Origin of the sequence: Thermoactinomyces vulgaris, from assembly GCF_003688725.1 — a bacterium.
GTDB lineage: Bacteria > Bacillota > Bacilli > Thermoactinomycetales > Thermoactinomycetaceae > Thermoactinomyces > Thermoactinomyces vulgaris.
Genome location: NZ_REFP01000013.1, coordinates 66,175 through 92,089 on the forward strand (window position 1 = coordinate 66,175; position 25,915 = coordinate 92,089).

The following is a 25,915-nucleotide window of genomic DNA, read 5'->3' on the forward strand; positions in this document are numbered from 1 at the left end:
CCCCGTGAATCTTTCACGGGGCACTTTTTTGGCGAGATTTGACGGAAATTTAAAAATAATCGCGATTTAAACTGCTTGGGGACTTTTCATATTATAATGGGAAGGGAATATTTCTGAAAATAATCTTTTTTGGTCTGGCAATTCATGCATGGTTAAGGGTGAAGCAGATGAATTGGTATCATCGATGGGCTCAGTTGTTTCTGAAGGTTTGCAATGGTTGGCGCGGAACTGTTGCCGTAAAAATGGGTGAGTTGATTCCTTCTCTCAAACACAAAAATATTTATGTCAGGCACCAAAAGCCGGAAAACTTGTCACCCCCTCAATTAAACACCATTTTCCACATCATGGATCAGATTGCGGGAAGCAAAGGGGAAGTGACGAAAGAGGAACAAAAAGCGTTTGTCCAATACCAGAAAAGTTTTTTAAACAAGCGGATCTTGCAAGAGTGGAAAAAGATCCGGCCGGGCATTTATGTCCGGCAACACGGAGTCGCACAGGATGAGTTGATGGAGGCGGCTTTTTTGAAAATGAAACCCATTCTGTACAAAAGTTTTTATGAATCCTGTCAGGGACAGGCCGTGGTGATCAACGCATTTACGTTACGTGCATTTGTTTGGAATCATGAATACCTTACGCGGAAATTTGGGTTGGTCGAGGATCACCAATATTGGCTGGAGATTTTGGAGATGATCGACGATATCAAGAAAAATGCCTTTCAGACAAAGAAAAAATCGCTATTTTGATCTCAAAAAGGGGAGAAAGAGATGAAAACCTCCATTCAAATTGAAGTGCGGCCGACGGAAATCGACGTCATGGGGCATGTGAATAATGCGAAATATTTAGAGTATATGGAATGGAGCCGTGAAGATTGGTACAACAAAATGGGACTCCCGTTTGATGTGTTTACGGAGATGGGAGTGGGAACAGTGACTGTCAACATAAACATTAACTATCGGAAGGAAGCGTTGTTGGGGCAAAAGCTGGTGATATCCACAGAGCCTGTCCGGAAAGGAAGAACCAGTTTTGTGCTCAAACATGAAATTTATAATGAACAAGGGGAGAAAGTGGCGGATGCGGAAGTGACCAGTGTCACGATCGACCTGAAAAAAAGAAAATCGGTTGCATTGCCCGAACCATTGGCCAAAATTTTTACATAAAAAACAAGGCAGGGGAAAACCCTGCCTTCATTTTGCGTTTGTCCGGAGTTCCCTTAACTCCTCCAGTATCCCTTCGATTTCCATCATCGTCAGCCGGCCTTCTTTTTTCCGGATCAGTTGATGGATTTCCAACAATTCATCATATTGATCCAAGCAGAAATCTTCCGGTCTGATGATGGATGCATTGACCAATCTCAGGTTGCTTTTGATTTCTTCGACAATTTGTTCCAGATTTTCCTTGCTGGGCGTGCCAGAATTCAAATTTGCTCCATCCTCTCTGCCGTTTTTTAAAGGAGTGAAAATCCGTGGAGCCTTATTCCCCTTTATATATTGCCTTTTTTCATTATTTTAACACGGTCTGTGACTACTATGTATGCCACGATATGTTGGAAGAGCTGTGGCTCGAAGAGGGCAGGGAACCGTTTTACCAAGGATTGCTCCAAGTGGCTGTCGGATTGTACCATTTGCAAAACGACAACCGGAACGGAGCTTTAAAATTGCTCACCAGTGCTTTGGAAAAGCTGTCGCTTTATCCGGAGAAAGAGTGGATGGGGATCAACTTGGACCGGTTAAAACGGGATGTGAAAAAGGTAATCGCCTTTTTAAACGGAAAAGCCCGTTTGGATGCCGTCCCGGAGCGGATCGTGATCGAACTGACGGACCCGGTGTTAAGAAAGGAAGTGGTCAAGATGGAAAATCAGGACCATTAAGGCTTCCGTTGTGTCCGTTCAGTGTTTAAACACTTGTTGCTTGATCAAGGCCAGACATTCGCGTGCTTTATGGTACGGAAGGAATAATACCTTGGAATGAACGGGCGAAGCTGTCACTTCCAGGCCGGCTTGCCGGGCATAATTCAAAGCCCGCAACATGTGATAGTCATGGGTGATGACGGTGATCTTCTCAAACCCCGTCCGTTTGATGATTTGCGCAGAATACAGCAGGTTTTCCCTGGTGTTGGAAGAACGGTCTTCCAGAAGAAGATGGGCGGGGGAAACCCCGCGTTCCACCAGGTAGTTTTTCATTCCTTCCGCTTCTGTGATCCCGTTGTTGCCCAGTCCCCCGGATAAAATGAGATAATCCACTCTCCCTTGCCTGTACAATTGCAAAGCAAGCTCCAAACGCTCCCTCAGGGCCGGGCTCGGCTGTTGATTCCATAATGCCGCTCCCAACACGATTCCGACTTGTGCATGTTCCTCCGGCGGATCTTTATGATCAAAACGGGAAACCCATTGCCACAGGTGAACGAAGACAAAAACCCCGCAGAAAAAAAGGGCGGACAGCCATCCGAACCAAAACCATTTGCTTGTCAGCATGATTCCCCTCTCCGTTTTTTTGTGTCTCTGTTATTATTTCATGCAATCGGGCAGTCGGGCATGCGTGGCGGATGTTGATGGGTCAAAGAAAATTTTCTGCGGACCGGATCATAATCGATCTTTAAGCCTTGGATCCATTCCTTTTCGCCGGCTTGCCACATGAACGGGATGCCTTTGATGTTTTCTTGTTCACAGGCCGGATCCGTTTCCGTGATTTCGAGGGCATAAACCGGGCTGTTGCACCCGGAAGTGAGAGAAACAATCTTCACCCCCAACGGATGGTTTTCCGACTGCTGCTCCTGGTAAAGCAGCCAGTGCAGTTTCCCGGCCGCCAAATCGGAAATCTCCATACTCAATGGATGCTCACTCCTTGAAATGCATTCTTCATCAATATAGCAAAAATCCGGGGGACATGAAAGAAAAGGGGAAGAGGGCATTTTCGTCCGTTTCCTGTGCTGAGCTAACTCAATAACGGAATGGCTTGCCTCTTGGTTTTCCAGCATGATAAGGTGAAAGTGAAATATAAATAATATTGCGTTTACAAGGAAAATTCCGAAAGGAGCCATCTGTGGTGAATGGAAAGAGGCAAGAGATCCGCGCTCCGCGGGGAACGGACTTAAGAACCAAGGGGTGGGTTCAAGAAGCCGCTTACCGGATGTTGATGAATAATTTGGATCCGGAGGTGGCGGAGCGTCCCGAAGAGCTGGTGGTGTACGGGGGAATGGGAAAAGCCGCCCGGAATTGGGAATGTTTTAATGCGATCCTGCGCTCGCTGAAAGCGTTGGAAAATGACGAAACGTTACTGATTCAATCCGGAAAGCCGGTGGCGGTTTTCAAGTCGCATCCGGATGCGCCGCGGGTCTTGCTGGCCAATTCCAATCTGGTTCCGGCTTGGGCTGATTGGGAGACCTTTCGTGACCTGGAACAAAAAGGCTTGATCATGTACGGGCAAATGACGGCAGGAAGCTGGATTTACATCGGGACCCAGGGGATTTTGCAAGGGACGTATGAAACGTTTGCCGAAGCCGCAAGGAAACACTTCGGAGGCAGTTTGAAAGGCACGGTCACGGTCACTGCCGGGTTGGGCGGAATGGGAGGCGCGCAACCGCTTGCCGTCACCATGAACGAAGGGGTGATCATTGCGGTCGAATGCGATCCTTCCCGCATCCGGCGAAGAATCCAAACGGGTTATCTGGACAGGGAAACGGACAGTCTGGATGAAGCGATCCGCATGGCGGAAGCGGCCAAACAAAAAGGCAAACCCTTGTCCATCGGACTCGTGGGAAATGCCGCCGAATGTCTCCCTGAAATGGTGAAACGGGGGTTTATTCCGGATTTGGTGACCGACCAAACCTCGGCTCATGATCCGTTGAACGGTTATTACCCTGCCGGGATGACTTTGGAAGAATGCGAGCGGCTTCGCAAGACCGATCCGAAGCAATATATCCGAAAAGCCAAGGCAAGTATCGCCGGACACGTCAAGGCGATGTTGGCGATGAAAGAACGGGGGGCGGTTGCCTTTGATTACGGAAACAACATCCGGCAGGCCGCTTTTGATGAAGGAGTGAAAGAAGCGTTTTCCATCCCCGGATTCATCCCGGCTTTTATCCGGCCGCTGTTTTGTGAAGGAAAAGGTCCGTTTCGCTGGGTGGCCTTGTCCGGCGATCCGGAAGACATTTATAAAACGGATGAAGTGATCAAACGGGAATTTAAAGACCAGCCCTCTTTGGTGCGCTGGATCGATTTGGCCCGCAAGAAGGTGCAATTTCAAGGCTTGCCGGCCCGTATTTGTTGGCTGGGTTACGGCGAAAGAGTGCGATTCGGACGAATCATCAATGAAATGGTGGCATCGGGCGAACTGAAGGCGCCGGTTGTCATCGGACGGGATCATTTGGACTGCGGTTCGGTGGCCTCTCCCAATCGTGAAACCGAAGCAATGAAAGATGGCAGTGATGCGATTGCAGATTGGCCGCTGTTGAATGCATTGATCAATGCGGTCAACGGGGCAAGCTGGGTGTCCATCCATCATGGTGGCGGTGTCGGGATGGGTTATTCGATCCACGCGGGCATGGTGGTGGTGGCAGACGGCAGCAAAGAGGCGGCGAGGCGCCTGGAAAGGGTGTTGACCTCCGATCCGGGCACGGGGATCGTGCGCCATGTGGACGCCGGATATGAAAAGGCGGTCGAAACGGCGAAAAAGCACGGGATTCAGATTCCGATGATGGAGTGAGGGAAATGGAGAAGTGGCTGATTACCGGAGCAAACCAATTGCTTACGTTGCAAGGGGCCGGCAAACACCCGAAAACCGGGAAAGCAATGAATGATCTGGGCATCATCGAAGATGGGGCGGTGGCTGTTGAAAAAGACACGATCATTGCCGTCGGGACCCGCAACGAAGTGGAGAGTGAAGCGCGGAAACGATGGGGTTCATGGGAAAAGGTGAACCATTGGGATGCGACGGGAAAAGTCATCATGCCGGGGCTCATTGATCCGCACACCCATTTGGTGTATGCCGGTTCCCGTGAAGATGAGCTGAACATGCGCTTAAACGGGAAAACCTATTTGGAGATCTTGGAGGCCGGCGGCGGAATTTTGTCAACCACCCAAAGAACACGGGCAGCGAGTGCCGATGAATTGGCGGAGCAAGCCAAAGCGAGGCTGGACCGGTTTTTAAAGAACGGGGTGACCACCGTTGAAGCGAAAAGCGGATACGGGCTGTCCCTGGAACATGAACTGAAACAGCTCAGAGTGGCCAAACGATTGAATGAGGAGCATCCGGTGGAGATCGTATCCACTTTTATGGGGGCGCATGCGATCCCGAAGGAGTACCAACAACAACCGGATGCGTATGTCAGGCTCATCACGGACGAGATGATACCGCGGGTGGTTTCGGAGCATTTGGCTGAATTTTGCGATGTTTTTTGCGAAAGAGGCGTGTTTACCGTCGGACAGTCTGAAATGATCCTCCGGGCGGCCAAAGCGGCCGGCCTGATCCCGAAGATTCATGCGGACGAAATCGAACCGACGGGTGGGGCGGAACTCGCTGCCCGCATCGGTGCCATTTCCGCGGACCATTTGCTGAAAGCGTCCGATGAAGGAATCCGCGCACTCGCCAAAGCGAAAGTGGTGGCGGTCTTGCTTCCGGGAACGGCCTTTTTCCTGATGGCCCCCTTTGCCGACGGGCGAAAGATGATTGATGCCGGGGTGCCGGTGGCCTTGTCGACGGATTGCAATCCGGGCTCTTCCCCGACCGAATCCTTGCTTTTGATGATGAATCTGGCTTGTTTTCACATGAAGATGACCCCGGCAGAGGTGATTACAGCGGTGACCGTCAATGCCGCTCATGCCATCGGCCGGGCGGACCGGATCGGAAGTCTGGAGCCCGGCAAGCAAGCGGATTTGGTTGTATTCGATGTGCCCAACTATCTGCATTTGACGTATCATTACGGATCCAATGACGTGGAACGAGTGATGAAAAAAGGAAAATGGGTTGTTTAGGGAGGAAGGAAGGATGAACTTTCGTTATTTGAATCCGCCCCCCTTTGTCCACCGTGTTCAGACGGCTGATCCCAATGATCCGAAAGTGAGTGAGTGGATCCGGCCGTGGAACGGGAAAGAAACCATGGATGTCGGAGTCATCGGAGTCCCTTTGTCCCGTTCTTCCATCAGCGCTTCGGGAGCGAGTGAAACGCCGTGGGCCGTCCGGCAAAGCTGGAAAAGCTTTTCCACCTATGATGTGGATCATGATGCCGATTTAACCCGCTTGACGGTGCGGGATCTGGGCGATGTCCGCATGCATGTGACGGATATCCCGCTTTGCCATCATTACATTGAAAAAGGAATGGAAGAAGTTTATGAAAAGACACAGAAACAGGACTTCTTTTTGCCGGTGATCATCGGAGGGGACCATTCCATCACGTGCCCGTCGGTCAAGGCATGGAAAAAAGCCCGTCCGCCCGGCAAGACCGGTCTGCTCCAGTTTGACACGCATTTTGACGTGCGGAGCTTGGAAAGCGGAGGTCCGAGCAACGGGACGCCGGTTCGCGGATTGTTGGAGTCCGGCACACTGGAAGGAAAAGAGATTGTCCAAATCGGCATCCACGGCTTTGCTAATTCCCGGATCTACCGCCAATATGCAGAAGAAAAAGGAATCACTTTTTATACCATGCATCAAATCTGGAAAAAAGGATTTCCTGCGGTCTTTGAAGAAGCTCTGTCCAAATTGACTGAATTGGTGGATTCCATCTATGTGACCGTGGATATGGATGTGCTTGATCTTTCATTTCTGCCGGGTTCCCCCGGATCCCATCCCGGCGGTTTGTATTCGCGGGAATTGTTTGAGGCCATGTTCCGGCTGGGGGAAGAACCGAAAGTCAAGGCATTGGATATTGTTTGCCTGGATCCCATGCGGGATGTGGGATCGGTGTCGGTCAAAACGGCAACCCACACTATGCTTTCCTTCCTTTCCGGGGTGTTGAGCCGGAAGTCGGGTTCATCAGAAGAATAAAAACCCCGATTTTTGAAAAAAACGGGCCTTTTCGACAGAGAAACAGAGCCCCTTCCATTTGTGAAGGGGGATGTTTATTTTTTTTGTTTTCAAACAGTGTTAAGATAAAGAAGATGACTTTTTAAAGGAGGAAATGCTCATGGCCATCGAACGAAAAGGTGCTGTAACATTTAAAGGAAACCCGGTCACTTTGCTTGGCCCGGAGTTGAAAGTCGGGGACCAAGCCCCGGATTTTAAAGTGTTGGCAAATGATTTGTCCGAAGTCACACTGGCGGACAGCAAAGGGTTTGTCCGGATTATCAGTGTGGTTCCGTCTCTGGATACAGGAGTTTGTGATGCGCAAACCCGCCGTTTCAACGAAGAAGCGGGCGGCATTGACGGGGTGAAAGTACTGACCGTCAGTGTGGACCTGCCTTTCGCCCAAAAACGCTGGTGCGGGGCGGCCGGTGTGGAAAATGTGCAAACTCTTTCCGATCACCGCGATTTGTCGTTTGGAACGGCTTACGGTGTCGCCATTAAAGAAATGCGTTTGTTGGCCCGGGCCGTGTTTGTGGTGGATCAAAATGATCAGATCGTCTATGTGGAATACGTACCGGAATCCACCAATCATCCGGATTATGAAGCGCCGATTCTTGCCGCCAAAAAAGCATTGAACCAATAAATCCATATGCAAAAAAGGCTCGGCGATGACCGCTGAGCCTTTTCAGCATGGAATGGAGGTCGAATCGGGGATGGCACACGAATCCCGTTTGTTTATCGCCGTGAAATTACCGCCGGAAGTGAAACGGCATTTGGCCCGGGGAAGTGACATGTTGAAGCGACAATGCGATTTTTCCCGCTGGGTCTTTGAAGAGGATTACCATATTACGCTTCAATTTTTGGGCGATGTCAACCCGGAGAAAAAAGAACAAATTTTAAGCGCCTTGCCCCGTTGTGCCCAAGGAACGGAACCGTTTTCTTTAAAACTGTCCGGTCTCGGGACGTTTGGCAGGGAACATCAGCCGCGCATTTTGTGGGCCGGTGTTTCGGGAGATCTTGACGCTTTGTACCGCTTGCAAAAACAAGTGGTCCGGACGATGGAACCGCTCGGCTTTCCGGCTGAAAAACGGGCATACCGCCCCCATGTCACGATTGCCCGCAAATGCCGGCAGCCAAACTTTACACTGACGCCCGGGATGAGTTCCATCTTCCAAAACATCGAATGGCGGGTCCGGCAAATTGCGTGCTATGAGACGAAGTTGGGGCGGCAGCCGATGTATGAACCGGTGGGTCTTTTTTCCCTTGACCGGAATTATTGATAGAGGGAAGAGCCTTTTTTCTTAAATTCCCGGGCTTTTTCTTTCATCCCTTTTTTGGCGGCCTCTTCCAGGGTCAATCCTTGTTTGTCCGCATATTCCCGGATATCTTGCGTGATTTTCATACTGCAAAATTTGGGGCCGCACATCGAGCAGAAGTGGGCGGTTTTTGCCGGCTCGGCCGGTAAGGTTTCATCATGGAATTCTCTTGCCCGGACCGGATCCAGGGACAAATTGAACTGATCCACCCACCGGAATTCAAACCGTGCTTTGGACAACGCATCATCCCGTTTTTGCGCTCCCGGATGCCCTTTGGCCAGATCGGCGGCATGGGCGGCGATTTTATATGCGATGACCCCTTCTTTTACGTCTTGTTTGTTGGGGAGCCCCAGATGTTCTTTCGGAGTCACATAGCAAAGCATGGCGGTGCCATACCAGCCGATCATCGCCGCACCGATGGCAGACGTGATGTGGTCATAGCCGGGGGCGATATCCGTGGTCAGCGGCCCCAGGGTGTAAAAAGGAGCTTCTTGACACAGTTTTTGCTGAATATCCACGTTTTCTTTAATTTTATGCATTGGGATATGTCCCGGTCCTTCGATCATCACCTGCACATCGTGTTCCCATGCAATTTGGGTCAGTTCCGCCAGCGTTTCCAGTTCGGCGAATTGGGCTTTGTCGTTGGCATCGGCAATCGATCCCGGACGCAAGCCGTCACCGAGAGAAACGCAAATGTCATAAGCTTGCAGAATTTCGCAGATCTCGCGGAAGTGTGTGTATAAAAAGTTTTCCTCATGATGGGCCAGACACCATGCGGCCATGATCGAACCGCCGCGCGAGACAATTCCGGTGGTGCGTTCGGCCGTGAGCGGGATGTAATGGAGCCGCACGCCGGCATGGATGGTAAAGTAATCCACCCCTTGTTCGGCTTGTTCGATCAAGGTGTCGCGGTAAATTTCCCATGTCAAGTCTTCCGGAACCCCGTTGACCTTTTCGAGTGCCTGGTAAATGGGAACAGTTCCAACCGGAACCGGTGAATTGCGGATGATCCATTCCCGGGTGTTGTGAATGTTTTTTCCGGTCGATAAATCCATGATGGTATCGGCTCCCCATAAGGTGGCCCAGGTCATTTTTTCAACTTCTTCCTCAATGGAAGAGGAAACCGCGGAATTTCCGATGTTGGCATTGATTTTGACATGGAAGTTTTTGCCGATGATCATCGGTTCGGATTCCGGATGATTGATATTGGCGGGGATGATGGCCCGGCCGCTGGCGACTTCTTGCCGCACGAATTCGGGATCCAACTGTTCGCGAATGGCGACAAACTCCATTTCCGGCGTGATGATTCCCTTTTTGGCATAATGCATCTGGGTGACGATTTTTCCGGGTCTTGCTTTTAACGGGTGTTTGTTGGGATGAGGAAATGATTCAAGCGTTTTTGCCTTTTCCTCCGAGCGGTATCCATTGTCGACGGGCTGGACCGGGCGGCCTTTGGTTTCTTCCACGTCGCCCCGTTCCAAAATCCAGTTTCTTCGCAATTTTGGCAATCCTCGTCTCAAATCAATGGATGCTTCCGGATCGGTGTAAGGCCCGCTTGTGTCATAGATGCGGAGAGGTTCATTGGCACGGGTTCCGCGCCAGTCGGTGGTGGGGGAAAGGGAAATTTCCCGCATGGGAACGAGGAGATCGGGTCTGGACCCTTTGACATAAACTTTTTTGCTGTTCGGATAGAAATAACGTTCCATCAATATTGCCCTCCTTTGGTGATTGCAACCAGTGGCCAAAACGGACGAAGGGCGAATACGACACAAAAAAACCATACACCTGATGCGTATGGATCGGGGAAGTGATCAAAACGATGAGGGGACACGAGTCCCGTCATCTTCCCTACGCTGGCATTACCCAGATCAGGTACACGGTCGGCGGCAGAATTCTCCGCCCTCTCAGCCTGGCTGACTCCAAGCTCCCGTTTTTTGACCCTATTTAGTTGCTGTCCCTTTCAAGCTATCACAGATTTCACGGGAGGTCAATCGCCAAAGAATAAATTTATATAAAAGAAGAAGAAAAACAAACGGGATCCCCATTCGGTTGGAATCTGTTATTTTTGAAGGTTTTTTGTCACGATTTTGCAATATATTCACAATCCTCATTTTAGACAGGATATTTTTTGTCCGTTATACTTAAATTAAACAAACCCTGAATCAGGGGATATCTTCCATTTTTGGTTGAATGTGAAAATCCTTGGAAAAGATCTTTGTTTTTTGTACCTGTGAGAGGTTGGAGAAAGGGTGCATGAAAATTGAGAATAGAGTGGCATCACGTGCGGAAAGTTTTTGGTCAAAAGGCGCAGGTTTCACGTATGAGGATGACGGGGCTCATAGATTTTTCCGCTTCCGTCCGGGAAGGGGTGACGGCCTTGTTGGGCCCTGCGGGTTCGGGAAAAACAACGTTGTTGAAGCTGACCGCCCTGAAAATGGTTCCGGATGACGGCAGGATTGTTTTTTTCTCCCATAAAAAAGAACCGCATGTCTGGTCGAAAGGGAAAATGTTGCATTCCGGCCTTTCAGACCTTTCCTTTCTCAAATCACTGATTCACTATACCCCGCATGTCCAACGGTTGAACCAGGATACCACCATCGAGTCTTCACTCTTCATGCATGCGCAGTTGATGCGCGTTCCAAATCCCAGGAAAAAAATTGCGGAAATCATTGCAAAATGGGGATTGGCCGGTTATCGGAAAGTGCCTCTGTACGAACTTTCCGGAGCGGTTTTGAAAAGGTTTTTGTTGGCCCGCAGCCTGATTGTGCCCGCCCCGATCTGGATCATGGATGAGCCGACGGAAGGATTGGATCCATGGGGACGTTATTTGTTGATGCACGAATTGAAAAAACGCAAAAGAGGACAAATTACCTTGTTTGCGACCACCACAGACATGGACTTGGCAGAATGCGCAAATGATTTGATGTTGTTGGAATCGGGAGCTTGCAGGCGCCTGGGGAGTCGAAAGATTTTGACATCCGGTGTCACGGAGGGAACGGTACAGGCTTGGTACGAAGCGATGCAAGCTTTTTCTTATCTTAGAAAAGAACATCACTTTTAATTTTAATGACGTTCAGCGAAGAGAGAGAATATATTGTATAAATGAAACGAGGGCGAGGGTGTGAAGAGCGTGGACAATGAAATCACTTTGCCCTTTTTTCGTATCTGTATTTATAATGGAATGAAAATCGTTTCTGAGGGGGAGGAGAGCGGAAATGAGCATTGATGAACGGATCGACAAGTTCCTACATAGCGACAGGAAAGCTCCGCTGCCTTATGCGGTTGGTGATATAGTCAAGGTTCGCATCACCCGGATCATGGATTACGGCGCCTTTGTCGTGACCAAGGATGAACATATGGCTTCGGGACTGATCCATATATCCCAAATTCCCGACGGGGTGACCGTGGAAGTCAACCAGGTGATGGATGCCGAGGTGCGGCAAGTGAAGGAAGACCATAAAGTAGAGTTCAGTTTGATGTATATGGATAAAAGAGACAATCCTTTTCGATTATTGGAAAATGTCAAAAATGAACTCCCCAAAAAAGAGGTTCCGCAAGACGAAGTGGATCAAATCATTCAAGACCTTTCCAAAGAATTCGGCGTTGTGTCGGAAGAGTCCAAAACCATTATCAAGGACATGGTCCGGGAAATGGGGGTATATCAATTTACAAAGGCAATGATGAGAACGCTTCCGCAGTTTCAAAGGGACTTGGTTTACCATTTTTTGAAAGAATTAAGCCAAGGGAGGGAACATCTTTGAAACGCGTTCTTACCATTTTTCCTATCATTTGCGGAAGCGGCTGGAAGAACGCTTGAACCGAAAAATCTCCGGACATGAAATTGACCGGATGATCCGGGAGAGCCAGGTGATCTTGGAGACCGACCGCCACCTTTATTTGTACCATCGCGAGCAGGATATTCGCTTTCCTTGCATCCGGGATCAAGACCGCTGGATCATCAAATCGGCCATTGTCAAAGGAATGTGGATGGAAGCCAAAGATTGAGCCTGTCGTTGGATCTCCCCGCCGTTTGTCCCCAAAAAAATCCCCCCGGGAAAGTCCCGGGAGGTTTTTTGTTTCGGGTTATTCAGCTTATTGGTTGTCTTTTAAGATTTGGCGCAGAACCGTTTGCAGGATGCCGCCGTTTTTATAGTATTCCACATCCACAACGCTGTCGAGGCGGACGGTGACTTCAAATTCCGTGGTCTCGCCGTCCGGTTTGGTGGCGCGAACCGTCAGGCATTGCCCCGGTTGGATGTCATCATTCAAGCCGAGGATGTCAATGGTTTCTTTTCCGGTCAGGTTCAATGTTTTCCAGCTTTGCCCTTCTTTGAATTGAAGCGGCAATACGCCCATGCCGACCAGATTGCTGCGGTGAATCCGTTCAAAGCTTTCGGCGATGACAGCTTTTACCCCGAGCAGGTTGGTTCCTTTGGCCGCCCAGTCACGAGAGCTTCCCGTGCCGTATTCTTTTCCGGCAATCACGACGAGTGGCGTGTTTTCTTCTTTGTATTTCATGGCCGCATCATAAATGGACATGACTTGCCCGCTCGGAACATGTTCGGTCACTCCGCCTTCAGAACCGGGCACCATTTGGTTCCGGATCCGGATGTTTGCAAAGGTTCCGCGTGTCATGACCCGGTCGTTCCCGCGTCTGGAACCATATGAGTTGAAGTCTTTTACTTTGACGCCATGTTCTTGGAGATATTTCCCTGCCGGGCTGTTGGGGGCGATGCTTCCGGCCGGCGAAATATGGTCCGTGGTGACGGAATCTCCCAACAGAGCGAGAACACGGGCGTCTTGAATCGGAGCGATTTCTTCCGCTTCCACCGACATATCCACGAAGAACGGCGGTTCTTGAATGTAGGTGGAGTTTTCGTCCCAATCGTAGAGAACGCCTTTGGGAGTTGGCAATTGATTCCAGCGCTCGTTGGCGTCAAACACCCGGCTGTATTGTTTGCGGAATTGTTCCGCGCTGATGGCTTCGCTCATGACCCGGCTGATTTCTTGGGAAGTCGGCCAGATATCTTTGAGATAGACGGGTTGGCCGTCTTTGCCGTGACCGATCGGTTCGGTTTCAAAGTCAATATTGACGGTTCCGGCAAGCGCATAAGCAACAACCAGCGGCGGAGAAGCCAGATAATTGGCTTTTACCAGCGGATGGATGCGTCCTTCAAAGTTCCGGTTTCCGGACAGAACGGAAGCCACTGTCAAATCGTTTTCTTCAATGGCTTTGCTTACATCGTCTGCGAGGGGCCCGCTGTTTCCGATACAGGTGGCACATCCGTAACCGGCAACGGTAAAGCCGAGTTTGGCGAGCGGTTCCAGCAGATTGGCCTGGGCCAGGTATTCGGTGACCACTTTGGAACCGGGTGTCAAACTGCTTTTGACATAAGCCGGTACACTTAAACCTTTTTCGACGGCTTTTTTCGCCACCAAACCGGCTCCCACCATGACGGACGGGTTGGACGTGTTGGTACAGCTGGTGATGGCGGCAATCACCACGGAACCGTGTTTCAGGTCAAAACGGTCATTTTGGCGGGTGACTTGCACGGATTTGCTGATTTCTTCTTCCGTCAGACCAAAGCCGCTTTCATCAATCGGCTTGCGCAAGGTTTCGTTCCAAGCTTCTTTCATTTTGTTCAGTTCAATGCGGTCTTGCGGGCGTCTCGGTCCGGACAGGCTTGGAACCACCGTGCTGAGATCCAGTTCAATGGTGTCCGTGAATACCGGATCCGGAGTGTCATCGGTCCGGAACAAGCCTTGTGCCTGATAGTAAGCTTTGACCAGTTGAATCAGGTTTTCGTCCCGTCCGGTAGTGCGGAGGTAGTTCAAGGATTCTTCGTCAACCGGGAAGAAACCGACTGTTGCACCGTATTCCGGCGCCATGTTTGCCACTGTGGCCCGGTCAGCAAGGTTCAGGTTGGATAAGCCGGGACCGTAGAACTCGACAAATTTGCCGACGACGCCTTTCTTCCTGAGCATTTCTGTGACCGTAAGCGCGAGGTCGGTAGCGGTTGCCCCTTCCGGAAGTTGCCCCGTCAATTTGAATCCGATGACATCCGGGGTGATGAAGTACAATGGTTGCCCCAACATGCAGGCTTCCGCTTCGATTCCGCCAACGCCCCAACCGACGACGCCGAGTCCGTTAATCATGGTGGTGTGGGAGTCGGTTCCGACGAGGGAATCCGGGAATACCACTGTTTCCCCGTTTTCTTCACGGGTTTGTGCGACACGGGCCAGGTATTCCAAGTTCACCTGGTGGACAATTCCGGTTGCGGGCGGAACCGCTTGGAAATTGTCAAGGGATTCAGCAGCCCAGCGAAGCAGGCGGTAGCGTTCTTCATTCCGTTTGAATTCCAGATCCATGTTGTATTGCAGTGCATCTTCAGTTCCGGCACGATCCACCATCACCGAATGGTCGATCACCAGGTCAACCGGAATCAGCGGGTTAATCCGTTTTGGATCGCCGCCCACCCGGCTCATGGCAGAGCGCAATGCCGCCAAGTCCACGACTGCCGGCACACCGGTAAAGTCCTGCAAAACGATGCGGGCCGGTTTAAATCCGATTTCCTTTTTATCCTTGTTTTGGGTCCAGGAAGCCAACTGCTCAATATGTTCCTGGGTGACCGATTTCCCGTCATATTGGCGAAGGGCGGCTTCCAGCAACACTTTGATGGAGAAAGGCAACCGGGAGATTTCTCCGATCCCTTGTTCTTCCAAGCTGTCCAGACGATAGTAAACATATTCTTTGTTGCCCACTTTTAACGTGGAGCGCACATTGTATAAGTCTTTTGCCATGGGAAAACCTCCTTTGAAGAAAGATGAAAAAGCTTTCACATCAGCGGTGGCTGAATGAAAAGCGGGAAAAGTGCAAGGAATAAGGCACGCTGAGGGAGACGTCTTGTTTCATCAGATGAAACTAAGTTCTAAATTCGTCTTCATTATACAATGTTTTTTTAAACTTGTATAGACTCTTTATAAAAAATGCAAAAAAACGGACAAGTCAGACGTCTTATTCTTTTGGAACGACGCATGAAAAGACCGATCTCTTTGTTTTCTGTCAAAATTTCCGTTTTCTAATGGAAAAGAGAGGAGTATAATATTTGAAAAATGAGTTTCACAGAGTGAAACACGGGGGAGAGACTTGATTTTGAGTGGAGAAAAAAAATCGACAGTCCGAGCAGCTGAGCGTGCACTGGATATTTTGTTGTGTTTTGTGGATGAAACCAGGCTGGGGATGACAGAAATCGCCGAACGCACGGGGCTGAACAAAAGCACGGTGTTTCGTTTGCTTGCCACCTTGGAGAGCAAAGGATTTGTGAAGAGAGACCCGGATACCGAAAAATATCAGCTGGGTTTCCGGATTTGGGAGCTTTCCGCCCATTTAAACCGGTCCAAGGATCCCGCCGTGCTTTTCTTGCCGGAAATGGAGCGGCTGCGGGATGAATTGGATGAGACCGTCAGTTTGTATGTTTATGACGGCATCGAGCGGATCCGCATTCAGGCTGTCGAGAGCAATCAGGCAATTCGCCGGGTGGCCCCGGTCGGGGTCCGGATGCCGCTTACCGTCGGAGCTTCCAGTAAAGTTCTGGTAGCATTTGCGGAGCCGGCGCTGTTGCAAAAAGTGCTGGCCGAATCCGAATGGCCGGACCATGTGGAAAAGTCTGAATACCTGAACCAACTGAAACAGATCCGGAAAGACGGTTACGCGGTGAGCATCGAAGAAAGGGAAGCCGGAACAGCCGCAGTGGCGGTCCCGATCTTTTCCCGCCGGGAAAAATTGGTGGCGGCGCTGGCCGTGTCCGGTCCGGTTTCCCGGATGAATGTGGACAAGATGGAGCAATTTGTCCCGTATATGATGGAAGCGGCAGGAAAAATGGGGAAAATGATAGGGGATTGAACAAAAAAGGCCCGAGGTTTTCTCGGGCTGACAAAATGTAGAGAACGGGAAAGATCACGCCCGCTGAAGGTCACGCTCCATTCCCGCTGATCCTGTGAGCTTCTTTTTAAGTAATTATAAGCAATACTGGCGCGGATGTCGAGTATTATGTCTTATAATTGCTTATGATCGCTTAACGCCGGACGGAAAGGAGGGACGAGGGGTGTATCAGGAAGAAAGAATGATGATGATTTTGCGCCATCTAAAAAAACATCACCGGATCAGCGTTCAAGAGATTTGCGAGATGTTTCGGGTTTCCCGTGACACCGCCCGCAGGGATTTGGTGAAATTGAGTGAACAAAATGCCATCATCCGCACACGGGGCGGAGCCATTTTGCCGGTTCTTGAAAAAGAAGTCGACAGTTATAAGAAACGTGTGGGACAGAAAAGCGAAGCCAAAGCAAAGATCGGACGGCTGGCCGCGGCAAACATCCACCCCCGCGACCATATTTTGATGGATACGTCCACAACGGTGCAATATGCCGCGCAAGCCCTTGAAGCGCAAAATGTCGTGGTTGTAACCAATTCCATCGACATTGCGGATATCCTGTCCGGCAAAGAGGGGGTCAAACTGCATGTGTTGGGAGGGGTTTTTGACCCGCATTCCCGGTACATTCATGGAGCCGCGACCATCCGCCATTTGCAGGAGTTCCGGGTGAACAAGTGTTTGATGGGCGGCGGGGGAATCACCAAGGACGGGATTTTTGTCAAGGATGAAGAGGAAGGCCAGGTTGTCAAACAGATGATTGCCTGTTCGGAACAAGTGATTGTGCTGGCTGACCACACAAAATTTGGAAAGCAGTTTTTTTATCAAGTCTGCCGTTTGGAAGATATTGATCTTTTGGTGACGGACCGTTTGCCGGATCATTGGAAAGAATGTCTGGAAAAAGCCAATGTGGAGTGGAGTGTTGCAGAAGGATGACCAAAGCATCGCTTGCCCGAAAACGTTTGCTTTTGATAGCATGACAAAGTAGAATATAATTTTTGTGATGTCTATATTTTTTGCAGGAGAGAAGGTGCCCCTTTGCAACAAGATTCCGGATCCGTAAAAGATCCCAAACTTCCGATGGTGGAAATTTTTCAAACCGTTGAAGGGGAAGGGACCCGTGCCGGATTTCCCACCACGTTTGTACGGTTGTTTAATTGCAACTTACGGTGTACCTGGTGTGATACACCTTACAGCTACGCCCCTTCCAAACCGGAATATTTTGCACGGGTTTCCGAAATCGTAAAGGAAGTGAAAAAGTTTCCGCACCGGTTCATTTGCCTGACGGGCGGTGAGCCGTTGATGCATGGATATAAATCCGAACGGTTGATTGAAGCATTGGCTGAGATTGACCATATCGAGGACATTCACATTGAAACCAACGGCGCGATCCATTTGAAGCCGTTTGCTGAGTTAAGGCAAAACCATGAAGCGGCAAGACAAAAAGTCCGGTTCATTTTGGATTATAAATTGCCGGGAAGCGGCGAAAATAAGCGGATGATCGATGAGAATTTCGACTGTTTGAACGATGACGACGAGGTCAAATTTGTGATTGCCGGGGAAGAGGACTTCAAGGTGGCCAAAGAAGTCGTCCAGACCAAGATGAAAAAAGGGATTCCCTTGTTCAGTCCGGTGTGGGAATCAATGGAACCGGCAAAACTGGTGGATTTGATCTTGAAGCATCAATTGACACAGGTGAAATTGAGTCTGCAGATGCACAAAATGATTTGGGATCCCGACTTGCGCGGGGTATGACAGGAGGGAAAACGGGTGGAAGAAAAAGCGGTGATTGTGTTGAGCGGCGGATTGGACAGCACGACGTGCATGGGCATTGCCCGCGAAGAAGGTTATGCACTGTATCCGATCACCTTTTATTACAACCAGCGCCATGACAGGGAAGTGGAGCAAGCCAAAAAAATCGCCAAACACTACGGGGTGGGCCACCGGCATAAAATTGTAAACGTTTCTTTCCTCGGCGAGATTGGCGGCAGTGCCCTGACGGATCAGACAATGGAAGTCCGGACCGGGGGAGTGGAAGAAGACATCCCGGATACGTATGTTCCTGCCCGCAATTTAATTTTCCTGTCACTGGCATCGGCTTATGCGGAAGTGATCGGGGCCAGACGGATTTATACCGGGGTGAGTGCGGTGGATTACAGCGGTTATCCCGACTGCCGCCCCGAATTTATCCGTTCTTTCAGTGAAACGGTCAATTTGGCGACCAAAATGGGTGTTTCCGAAAAAATGGAGATCAGGACGCCGCTGATTCATTTGAGTAAAGCGGAAACCATCAAAAGAGGGCTTGAGCTGAACGTTCCTTATGAACTGACCACTTCCTGTTATCTGGGGGGAGAGGAAGCGTGCGGGGAATGCGACAGCTGCCTGCTCCGCTTGAAAGGTTTTAAAGAGAATAACGCGACGGATCCCATTGCTTATAAAAAAATCCCTGAACAATTAAGGTGATAAACATGCGCGGCAAATACACGATGGTGAAACACTTTTGGATTTCCTGCGCCCACAGCATTCCGGGGGCCGGGAAATGTGAAAGAATTCACGGACATAACTATAAGGTCACTTTTTGTGTGGAAGGGTTTGAGTTGGACGAAAAGCATATGTTGATCGATTTCCGGCAAGTGAAACATGCCATCGAGAAAAAGTATGACCACCACTACTTAAATGATTTTCCGGAGTTTGATCCCGAGCAAACCGGAGTGGCCCCGTCCACCGAGAAAGTGGCGGAGGTGTTTTTCCGGATTATTGAAGGCTTGTGCCGGCAAAAATCGAATCAACCCCGGTGCAAATGGGTTGAGGTTGAAGAGACCAATGAAGCTTATGCCCGTTTTGAACGTGTGGATGAACAGGAGGAAAAGTCATGAGCGACAAGTCGAAAGAGGAATTGTCCCTGAAAGCGTTGGGGAATGACACCACTTACCATTTCGAATACAACCCCGGTTTGTTGGAGACGTTTGACAACCGTCATCCGGGGACGGATTATTTTGTGAAGTTCAACTGCCCGGAGTTCACCAGTTTATGTCCGATTACCGGTCAACCGGACTTTGCGACCATTTATCTCAGCTATGTTCCGGATCAAAAACTGGTGGAAAGCAAATCGCTGAAGTTGTATCTGTTCAGTTTTCGCAATCACGGCGATTTTCACGAAAACTGCATTGTCACGATCATGAAGGATTTGATTGAGAAGCTGGATCCCAAATACATCGAAGTATGGGGGAAATTTTTGCCCAGAGGCGGGATCAGCATCGATCCTTATGTGAACTATGGAAAACCGGGAACCCGGTGGGAAAAAATCGCCGAACAGCGTTTGGCGCTGCATGACCTGTATCCCGAAAAAGTGGACAATCGGTAAATGTTTCTTTTCTCTGTTTCCCGATTGGGATAGAATAGTGGGGAGGAGGGTTGGAAATGAGTGAAAACTTCTATATTCTGCAAATGCAGCAGATGGTTCAACATATGCGTGATGAATTGACCGGTGTCGGTTTCAAAGAGCTCCGCACTCCGGAAGAAGTGGATGAAGCCCTGCAGGGGGAAGGAGCCAAAGGAACCACCTTGGTGGCGGTGAACTCGGTTTGCGGTTGTGCAGCCGGTTTGGCCCGCCCGGCAGTGGCGCTTTCTTTGAAACATGACAAAGTTCCGGATCACTTGTATACCGTTTTTGCCGGACAAGACCGGGAAGCCACGGAACGGGCCCGTTCATATTTTGAAGGAATGCCCCCGTCTTCACCATCTTTTGCCTTGTTAAAAGACGGGAAACTGGTGCACATGGTGCATCGCCACGACATTGAAAATGTTCCGCTTGAGGAAATCGCCAAAAACCTGACGGATGCTTATGACCGTTTTGTGGATTAAATTCACAAAATCTCCCCTGTGTGAAAGATAGGGGAGTTTTTTTATATGTACATAGGCGGCAGGGGTTATTTTCATTAAAATAAAAGTGAAAGGATGGTGAAGGAATGGAATTGATCGCCTTTTTTTTGGTGGCTTTGTTTATCATCACGTCGATCATTGTGAATGTCTTGTATCGCTCGGCGAAAAAAGTAAACCATAAAAAGAGTTATGTGCTTGAAAATCTCGGGGTCCAGCCCCGGCAGGAACTTGAGGAGGACGTTCAAGCACTGGTACAACATTTGGAACATTCACTTCAAGAAAGTTATGTGGAACGGGTCAAAGAACGCGTGATCCGTGAATATAAAATCAGTTTGACCGAATGGGAAAACCGCTTTTTTGAGTGGAAACGATACTTAATCATGACAGCCATCCTGAAAAAAGCGCCGATGTACAGCCATGAAGTCGATGAGATTTGGCATGAAATGCTGATGTTCACCAGAGAATACGAGGAATTTTCCAACCGTTTCCTGGGGACGACTTTGCATCATGAGCCCAATGTGCCGGGGCAAACGGTGAGTGAAAGCGAGAGAAGTTTTTTTGATTTGGTGTATTTGCTTTTGTTTCGCCCGACCCCGTACAGCCGCCATACATGGGGAGCTTTTTTTCAACAACCGCTTTCCAAAGCACTTTTGGATGACTTTAAGCGCTGCTCGGATCTGGAATTAAAGGATCAATACTTTAATCCACACACTGTTAAAAATTTGGAACCGGCAGCCCGTGTCATTGAAAACATGATCCGGCTTTTGAAACGAAAACGGGAAGAAGTCGAAAAGCATGTGGTGAATCAAGGAACCTCCATCAAAGAATTCCGCCGCCATTTCAAAAAAGATTCCGGGCCGTTCAAAGAGGGCGATCCGGTTCTTGGCGCGATTTTCCTTTCGTTAAACCATGCCGATGCATTCGGCGAAAAATACCATGAGCTCTGTAAAAAATCATTGGAAGACGATCATGGTTCCGTCGTTTACGCCAAAAAACGAACAGGCTATTATCCCGAATCCTCCGGCACGGAGTATCTTTGGGAAGGCGGCGGAGCCGGTGACACAGGATCGAATTCGGGGAGTGATCCGGGAAGTGGCACAGGCAGCGACTCTTCGGGCGGGAGCAGTTGCGGAAGCAGTATTTGAAGCAAGACAGTGAAAATGAATGGAAGCATCCCATAAAAAAACAGCCATCTGTGAGGCACACGGATGGCTGTTTTTATGATTCAGGAAGAAAAAAAGGTTTTTAAGACATCCGGGAGATCCCGTTGCCAGAACCCCCAGGTGTGATCTCCGTCTTTTTCAGCATATTGCACCCGGGCTTCTTTTTCCTTTAAATAACGATGGACTTCCCGGTTGCGGGCCAAGAGGTCCAGATCCCCCATATGGGTGGGAACTTTCGTTTCAGAGGTTCCGACCGATTGATAGATGCGAAAATGGGAAAGCGTGTCTTGCTGCAGGATTTCTTCACAGGTTTCTTCCAAAAAGGCCCCCGACTGGGCAAAGACATTGACCACCTGTTCCGGATGTTGCAAGGCAATGTGCAACGAAACCGTTCCACCCAGTGATGAACCGCCGATCACCAGCTTCTCTTTTTCACGGGAGACGGGATATTTATCACGGAGCAAAGGGAGGAGTTCTTCCATCACCATTTGGATATGTCCGGATTGTTGTTTTCCAACAGGGGAGTATTGGGAGGTCCGTTTCTTTTTGTCCACCGGAATGGCTGCCATGGCAAAGGGTTGGAGCTCCCCGTTTGCAATCATTTGGGTGGCCTGAGTCACCACGCGTCCCAAGTTGAAGTAATCAGGCCCGTCATGAAGAAGGACCAGCGGATATTCCCGGACGGATGATGGCTCTTCTTCGGGAAGAAAAATCAGTATTTCTTTTGTTTCATCGAGATGTTTGCTGTCAAGTACTTCTTTTTTGATGGTCCGCTTGATCATACTTGTATAGTCCCCTTTTGGATGAAAGTGGTTTAATACTACTATACCTTATTTTTGCTATATTTTCCTATTGATTATTTATATCGTATTTTTGTATATTTATACTATGTTATTGAAAAAATAATATTGTTAACCATTTATCTCTGTTTTTAATATGTATAAACAATTCATATGGATCAAATTGGTCGGAAAAATGTATCTTTTCTTTTTTATAAAATAATTATAAGATTTATGTATCTATGTCTTTATCTATACGCAGATGTTGAGGTGATCCAGTCGATATGGAAAATGTTCAGAAAGGGACGCGCCCGGTGACGAGCTATTTGAAATTTATCATCCCATCGTTCATCGGTATCATCTTATTTATGATTCCGATCTCCATCGGGGGGGAAATGACCATTCCTGTCGCCATGCTGGCCAAATGGCTGCAGGCGTTGCTGGCGGATGTCCTGCCGGCTTTGGCAACGATCATGATCTTGGTTTCCGCAGTGCTCACGCTCATGGGATCTTTTATCAAACCATCCTGGATCGTGGATCGCCCCTTTCTAAAAAGCTTGTTTCACGTGTCGGTGTTTTGGGCGGTCACCCGTGTTTTGGGAGCGGTATTGGCCGTGCTGACGCTGTTTCAGTGGGGACCGGATTGGGTGTGGTCGGAAAATACAGGCGGTTTGTTGCTGTATGACCTGATTCCCGTATTGTTTACCGTGTTTATTTTTGCCGGACTTTTCATGCCTTTTTTGATGGATTTTGGATTGCTGGAAATGACGGGAACGTTATTGACGCGATTGATGCGTCCACTATTCAAACTTCCCGGACGGGCTTCCATTGACTGTCTGGCATCCTGGCTGGGGGATGGAACGATCGGGGTACTGCTCACCAACAAGCAATATGAAGACGGCTTTTATACCAAGCGGGAGGCGGCTGTCATCGGAACGACGTTTTCCGTGGTGTCCATCACTTTTACCATTGTCGTTTTGGAACAGATCGGATTGGGACATTTGTTCGGGCCTTATTATTTAACCATTTCATTGGCCGGGTTGGTGGCGGCGATTGTTTTGCCGCGGATCCCTCCGTTGTCCCGGAAAGAGGATACGTATTATGACGGGTTGAAAGGGAACCTGAATGAAACGTTTCCGGAAGGCTTTTCCGTGTGGCAATGGGGCGTGCACCAAGCCGTGGAACGTGCGCGCAGCATGCAGTTTAAAGATGTTTTCCAAAACGGGTTTAAAAATATCCTCGATATGTGGTTCGGCGTCTTGCCGGTTGTAATGGCCTTTGGGACGACTGCGGTGATTATCGCGGAATATACGCCGCTGTTTAAATGGCTGGGATTGCCGTTTGTCCCGATTTTATCCTTGTTGAACATCCCGGAAGCAAGCGAGGCGGCTCAAACGGTTGTGGTCGGCTTTGCGGATATGTTTCTTCCTTCCGTGATTGCAAGCGGAGCGATTGAAAGTGAATTGACCCGGTTTGTCATTGCCTGTCTCTCGGTGACCCAATTGATTTACATGTCCGAAGTGGGCGGGTTGTTGTTGGGATCCAAGGTCCCTGTTGATTTCAAAGATCTGGTAATTTTGTTCCTGCAGCGTACGTTGCTTACGTTGCCCATTATCGCCTTGATGGCTCATCTGATTTTTTGACGGAACCTGGGCGGGCTTTCTGTGATAAGCAGAAAGCCCGTTTTTTTTACGCGTATATCCTTTTTGCTTAATCTTTTAAATACATTTAAAATAATGATGAGTCATTTTATTTCAGATAGGAGTGATATGGGCGATGAGTCATGAGCCGGCCTGGGTTCCGACCCCTGAACAAACGAAAAAGACCCGTCTTTATCAATGGATGAACCGGCTGGGTTATCAGGATTATGACGCTTTTTACCGGGACAGTGTCAAAAATATTGCCTGGTTTTGGGATGAAGCGGTCAAAGATATGCAATTGAGATGGCAGGTTCCGTATCGTCAAGTGATGGACATGAGCGACGGCATTTTATGGACCCGTTGGTTTGTTGGCGGGAAACTCAATATTTCGGAAAATTGCTTGGACCGGTTTGTCGATGATCCATCGTCCCGTCACCGGATTGCGCTGATCTGGGAAGGCGATAACGGGGAGTGCCGGAAATATTCGTACCGGGATTTATGGCTGGAAGTGAACCGGATTGCAGGCGGTTTTAGAAAGCTGGGAATAAAGCCGGGTGACCGGGTTGCCATATATCTGCCTATGATTGCGGAAAATGTGATTGCCATGTTGGCGGTTGCCAGGATTGGTGCGATCTTTATCCCTTGTTTTTCCGGATACGGTGCCGATGCGGTGGCCACCCGGATTCAAGGGTGCCAGGCCAAATGGCTGATCACGGCGGATGGGTTCTACCGCCGTGGAAAAATGGTCCGGATGAAAGAAGAAGCTGATCTGGCGGCGGATCAATCGCCATCCGTTGAGAAAGTGATTGTGGTACGGCGGACCAACCGGGAGTGCCCGGCAAGGGACAGGGATGTGGATTGGGACCGGTTGCGGACAGATTTGAAAGCGCTGTCACCCCATCCCACGGCGGCGGATGATCCGGTGATGATTATTTATACTTCCGGGACCACCGGCAAACCGAAGGGAACGGTCCATGTGCATGCGGGGTTTCCGGTGAAAGCGGCTTTTGATGCGGGATACATGTTTGATGTGGGACCGGGGGATGTGTTGTTTTGGGTGACGGACATGGGGTGGATGATGGGCCCTTGGATGGTTTTCGGGGCTTTGATGATGGGAAGCACCATGATTGTCTATGAGGGAACGCCGGATTATCCGGCACCGGACCGTTTGTGGCAGTTGGTCGAAAAAAACGGGGTCACTCACTTGGGAATTTCCCCGACCTTGATCCGGGCGTTGATGAAACATGGGGACCAGTGGCATGAAAAATGGGATTTAAGCAGCCTGCGCGTTTTTGGTTCAACGGGGGAACCTTGGAATCCGGAGCCGTGGCATTGGCTGTTTGAACGCGTCGGCAAAAAGAAAGTGCCCATTTTCAATTATTCCGGCGGAACCGAAATCTCCGGCGGCATTTTAGGCAATCATTTTTTCAAACCCATTGTTCCGTGCGGGTTTGCCGGTCCCATTTTGGGAATGGATGTGGAAGTGTTTGATGATTCGGGCCGCCCGGTCCGCGGGCAAGTGGGGGAGCTGGTTTTGCGTCAGCCTTGGGTGGGTATGACGCAAAGCTTCTGGCAGGATGACCGGCGGTATGAACAAGCTTATTGGAGTCGCTGGCCGAATGTGTGGCTGCACGGGGACTGGGTGTATATCGATGATGAAAAGAACTGGTTTATCACCGGACGTTCGGATGACACGCTGAAAATTGCGGGAAAACGGTTGGGGCCGGCAGAAATGGAATCGGTTCTGGTCAATCATCCCCTGGTGGCGGAAGCCGCTACCATCGGAATTCCGGATGCGGAAAAAGGGGAAAGTGCTGTCTGCTTTGTCGTTTTAAAAGGCGAGGCACCCAAAGGGTTGGAAGAAGAGTTGATCCGGTTTGTGGCCCAAAAAATGGGAAAAGCATTAAAACCGAAGCGGGTATGGGTGGTGGACGAACTGCCCAAGACCCGGAATGGAAAAATTGTGCGCCGCGTAATCCGGGCTGCCTATATAGGAGAAGACACCGGCGATCTGTCTTCGCTGGAAAACACAGAGACCGTTGAGGCGATTCGCCGGTTGGCCGGAAACGAAAAATAAGATTTTCATAAATATGATAAAATATATATATTTAAGCGATACGAATTTGCTTGCATTGCAGAATGAACCGGTTTTTGGTTCATTCTGTTTTTTGTTGTTGATAAAATGATCGCTTTTGTCTATATAATGGAGGGA

General features: G+C 49.5%; 27 protein-coding genes. 21 read left to right on the forward strand and 6 right to left on the reverse strand.

Annotation, left to right across the window (positions count from 1 at the left end; translation table 11 throughout):
• The first annotated feature begins 167 nt into the window (after positions 1 to 167).
• Both ATH33_RS12465 and ATH33_RS12470 read left to right on the forward strand, forming a co-directional pair.
• Positions 168 to 743 (forward strand): hypothetical protein, encoded by a 576-nt coding sequence (locus ATH33_RS12465; RefSeq protein WP_037992958.1) that lies wholly within the window; start codon positions 168 to 170, stop codon positions 741 to 743.
• Positions 744 to 764: 21 nt separating this feature from the next.
• Complete coding sequence (locus tag ATH33_RS12470) at positions 765 to 1,157, forward strand: acyl-CoA thioesterase (RefSeq protein WP_037992957.1); 393 nt, start codon at positions 765 to 767, stop codon at positions 1,155 to 1,157.
• Between the two features lie 27 nt (positions 1,158 to 1,184).
• On the opposite strand, the gene ATH33_RS12475 is transcribed toward ATH33_RS12470, so the two are convergent.
• Positions 1,185 to 1,418 (reverse strand): DUF1128 domain-containing protein, encoded by a 234-nt coding sequence (locus ATH33_RS12475; protein WP_037992954.1) that lies wholly within the window; start codon positions 1,416 to 1,418, stop codon positions 1,185 to 1,187.
• A gap of 44 nt (positions 1,419 to 1,462) precedes the next feature.
• On the opposite strand from ATH33_RS12475, the gene ATH33_RS12480 reads away from it, so the two are divergent.
• Complete coding sequence (locus ATH33_RS12480; RefSeq protein WP_037992953.1) at positions 1,463 to 1,867, forward strand: DUF309 domain-containing protein; 405 nt, start codon at positions 1,463 to 1,465, stop codon at positions 1,865 to 1,867.
• A gap of 18 nt (positions 1,868 to 1,885) precedes the next feature.
• On the opposite strand, the gene ATH33_RS12485 is transcribed toward ATH33_RS12480, so the two are convergent.
• Both ATH33_RS12485 and ATH33_RS12490 read right to left on the reverse strand, forming a co-directional pair.
• Positions 1,886 to 2,470 carry a YdcF family protein gene (locus ATH33_RS12485; protein ID WP_049720539.1) on the reverse strand — a complete coding sequence of 195 codons (585 nt, stop codon included), beginning with the start codon at positions 2,468 to 2,470 and terminating at the stop codon, positions 1,886 to 1,888.
• Between the two features lie 38 nt (positions 2,471 to 2,508).
• On the reverse strand, positions 2,509 to 2,826 hold the full coding sequence (locus ATH33_RS12490) for a hypothetical protein (RefSeq protein ID WP_062843295.1): 318 nt from the start codon (positions 2,824 to 2,826) through the stop codon (positions 2,509 to 2,511).
• Positions 2,827 to 3,041: 215 nt separating this feature from the next.
• On the opposite strand from ATH33_RS12490, the gene hutU reads away from it, so the two are divergent.
• The 5 genes from hutU to thpR all read left to right on the forward strand — a co-directional run bounded on the left by hutU (position 3,042) and on the right by thpR (position 8,275).
• The gene (gene hutU, locus ATH33_RS12495) at positions 3,042 to 4,700 is read left to right on the forward strand and encodes a urocanate hydratase (RefSeq protein WP_049720538.1); all 1,659 of its coding nucleotides are present in this window, start codon (positions 3,042 to 3,044) and stop codon (positions 4,698 to 4,700) included.
• 5 nt (positions 4,701 to 4,705) lie between these two features.
• The gene (gene hutI, locus ATH33_RS12500) at positions 4,706 to 5,968 is read left to right on the forward strand and encodes an imidazolonepropionase (protein ID WP_037992949.1); all 1,263 of its coding nucleotides are present in this window, start codon (positions 4,706 to 4,708) and stop codon (positions 5,966 to 5,968) included.
• 13 nt (positions 5,969 to 5,981) lie between these two features.
• On the forward strand, positions 5,982 to 6,977 hold the full coding sequence (locus tag ATH33_RS12505; protein WP_121874480.1) for an agmatinase family protein: 996 nt from the start codon (positions 5,982 to 5,984) through the stop codon (positions 6,975 to 6,977).
• A 133-nt stretch (positions 6,978 to 7,110) separates the two neighbouring features.
• Complete coding sequence (gene tpx, locus ATH33_RS12510) at positions 7,111 to 7,638, forward strand: thiol peroxidase (protein ID WP_037992946.1); 528 nt, start codon at positions 7,111 to 7,113, stop codon at positions 7,636 to 7,638.
• A gap of 70 nt (positions 7,639 to 7,708) precedes the next feature.
• A complete protein-coding gene (thpR, locus tag ATH33_RS12515) occupies positions 7,709 to 8,275 on the forward strand; it encodes an RNA 2',3'-cyclic phosphodiesterase (protein WP_037993185.1) in 567 nt (188 codons plus the stop codon).
• Here the strand turns inward: thpR and thiC are convergent.
• Positions 8,269 to 10,017 (reverse strand): phosphomethylpyrimidine synthase ThiC, encoded by a 1,749-nt coding sequence (gene thiC / locus ATH33_RS12520; protein ID WP_049720536.1) that lies wholly within the window; start codon positions 10,015 to 10,017, stop codon positions 8,269 to 8,271. The two genes, thpR and thiC, sit on opposite strands and share 7 nt — an antisense overlap.
• Positions 10,018 to 10,637: 620 nt before the next feature.
• Between thiC and ATH33_RS12525 the strand changes: the two genes are divergently transcribed.
• The 3 genes from ATH33_RS12525 to ATH33_RS12535 all read left to right on the forward strand — a co-directional run bounded on the left by ATH33_RS12525 (position 10,638) and on the right by ATH33_RS12535 (position 12,316).
• Positions 10,638 to 11,372 carry an ABC transporter ATP-binding protein gene (locus tag ATH33_RS12525; RefSeq protein WP_062843297.1) on the forward strand — a complete coding sequence of 245 codons (735 nt, stop codon included), beginning with the start codon at positions 10,638 to 10,640 and terminating at the stop codon, positions 11,370 to 11,372.
• A gap of 154 nt (positions 11,373 to 11,526) precedes the next feature.
• Positions 11,527 to 12,072: a S1 RNA-binding domain-containing protein gene (locus tag ATH33_RS12530; protein ID WP_049720534.1), complete on the forward strand. Its 546-nt coding sequence runs from the start codon at positions 11,527 to 11,529 to the stop codon at positions 12,070 to 12,072.
• A 52-nt stretch (positions 12,073 to 12,124) separates the two neighbouring features.
• Positions 12,125 to 12,316: a hypothetical protein gene (locus ATH33_RS12535; RefSeq protein WP_037992942.1), complete on the forward strand. Its 192-nt coding sequence runs from the start codon at positions 12,125 to 12,127 to the stop codon at positions 12,314 to 12,316.
• A gap of 87 nt (positions 12,317 to 12,403) precedes the next feature.
• Here the strand turns inward: ATH33_RS12535 and acnA are convergent, their stop codons facing one another.
• A complete protein-coding gene (gene acnA, locus ATH33_RS12540; protein WP_062843298.1) occupies positions 12,404 to 15,112 on the reverse strand; it encodes an aconitate hydratase AcnA in 2,709 nt (902 codons plus the stop codon).
• Positions 15,113 to 15,464: 352 nt separating this feature from the next.
• Here acnA and ATH33_RS12545 point away from each other — a divergent pair, with 352 nt between their 5' ends.
• The 8 genes from ATH33_RS12545 (at position 15,465) to ATH33_RS12580 (ending at position 21,266) form a co-directional block, all read left to right on the forward strand.
• Entirely contained in the window at positions 15,465 to 16,214 is a 750-nt protein-coding gene (locus ATH33_RS12545; RefSeq protein ID WP_037993182.1) for an IclR family transcriptional regulator, read from the forward strand.
• Positions 16,215 to 16,416: 202 nt separating this feature from the next.
• Positions 16,417 to 17,175 carry a DeoR/GlpR family DNA-binding transcription regulator gene (locus tag ATH33_RS12550; protein WP_049720533.1) on the forward strand — a complete coding sequence of 253 codons (759 nt, stop codon included), beginning with the start codon at positions 16,417 to 16,419 and terminating at the stop codon, positions 17,173 to 17,175.
• Between the two features lie 102 nt (positions 17,176 to 17,277).
• Positions 17,278 to 17,994 carry a 7-carboxy-7-deazaguanine synthase QueE gene (locus tag ATH33_RS12555; protein ID WP_309485142.1) on the forward strand — a complete coding sequence of 239 codons (717 nt, stop codon included), beginning with the start codon at positions 17,278 to 17,280 and terminating at the stop codon, positions 17,992 to 17,994.
• Positions 17,995 to 18,009: 15 nt separating this feature from the next.
• A complete protein-coding gene (gene queC, locus ATH33_RS12560) occupies positions 18,010 to 18,702 on the forward strand; it encodes a 7-cyano-7-deazaguanine synthase QueC (RefSeq protein ID WP_037996301.1) in 693 nt (230 codons plus the stop codon).
• Positions 18,703 to 18,707: 5 nt separating this feature from the next.
• On the forward strand, positions 18,708 to 19,115 hold the full coding sequence (locus ATH33_RS12565) for a 6-pyruvoyl trahydropterin synthase family protein (RefSeq protein WP_037996299.1): 408 nt from the start codon (positions 18,708 to 18,710) through the stop codon (positions 19,113 to 19,115).
• Positions 19,112 to 19,603, forward strand: a complete 492-nt coding sequence (queF, locus tag ATH33_RS12570) for a preQ(1) synthase (protein ID WP_037996297.1) — start codon at positions 19,112 to 19,114, stop codon at positions 19,601 to 19,603. Before ATH33_RS12565 ends, queF begins: the two co-directional genes overlap by 4 nt.
• A 56-nt stretch (positions 19,604 to 19,659) precedes the next feature.
• A complete protein-coding gene (locus ATH33_RS12575; RefSeq protein WP_037996295.1) occupies positions 19,660 to 20,103 on the forward strand; it encodes a BrxA/BrxB family bacilliredoxin in 444 nt (147 codons plus the stop codon).
• A gap of 104 nt (positions 20,104 to 20,207) precedes the next feature.
• Complete coding sequence (locus ATH33_RS12580) at positions 20,208 to 21,266, forward strand: glycine-rich domain-containing protein (RefSeq protein ID WP_037996292.1); 1,059 nt, start codon at positions 20,208 to 20,210, stop codon at positions 21,264 to 21,266.
• Between the two features lie 80 nt (positions 21,267 to 21,346).
• Here the strand turns inward: ATH33_RS12580 and ATH33_RS12585 are convergent, their stop codons facing one another.
• Positions 21,347 to 22,066, reverse strand: coding sequence for an alpha/beta hydrolase (locus tag ATH33_RS12585; protein WP_121874482.1), 720 nt, complete (start codon positions 22,064 to 22,066; stop codon positions 21,347 to 21,349).
• A 281-nt stretch (positions 22,067 to 22,347) separates the two neighbouring features.
• On the opposite strand from ATH33_RS12585, the gene ATH33_RS12590 reads away from it, so the two are divergent.
• Positions 22,348 to 23,706 carry a YjiH family protein gene (locus tag ATH33_RS12590; protein ID WP_121874483.1) on the forward strand — a complete coding sequence of 453 codons (1,359 nt, stop codon included), beginning with the start codon at positions 22,348 to 22,350 and terminating at the stop codon, positions 23,704 to 23,706.
• Positions 23,707 to 23,839: 133 nt separating this feature from the next.
• Positions 23,840 to 25,780 carry an AMP-binding protein gene (locus tag ATH33_RS12595; protein ID WP_121874484.1) on the forward strand — a complete coding sequence of 647 codons (1,941 nt, stop codon included), beginning with the start codon at positions 23,840 to 23,842 and terminating at the stop codon, positions 25,778 to 25,780.
• The last annotated feature ends 135 nt before the right edge of the window (positions 25,781 to 25,915 follow it).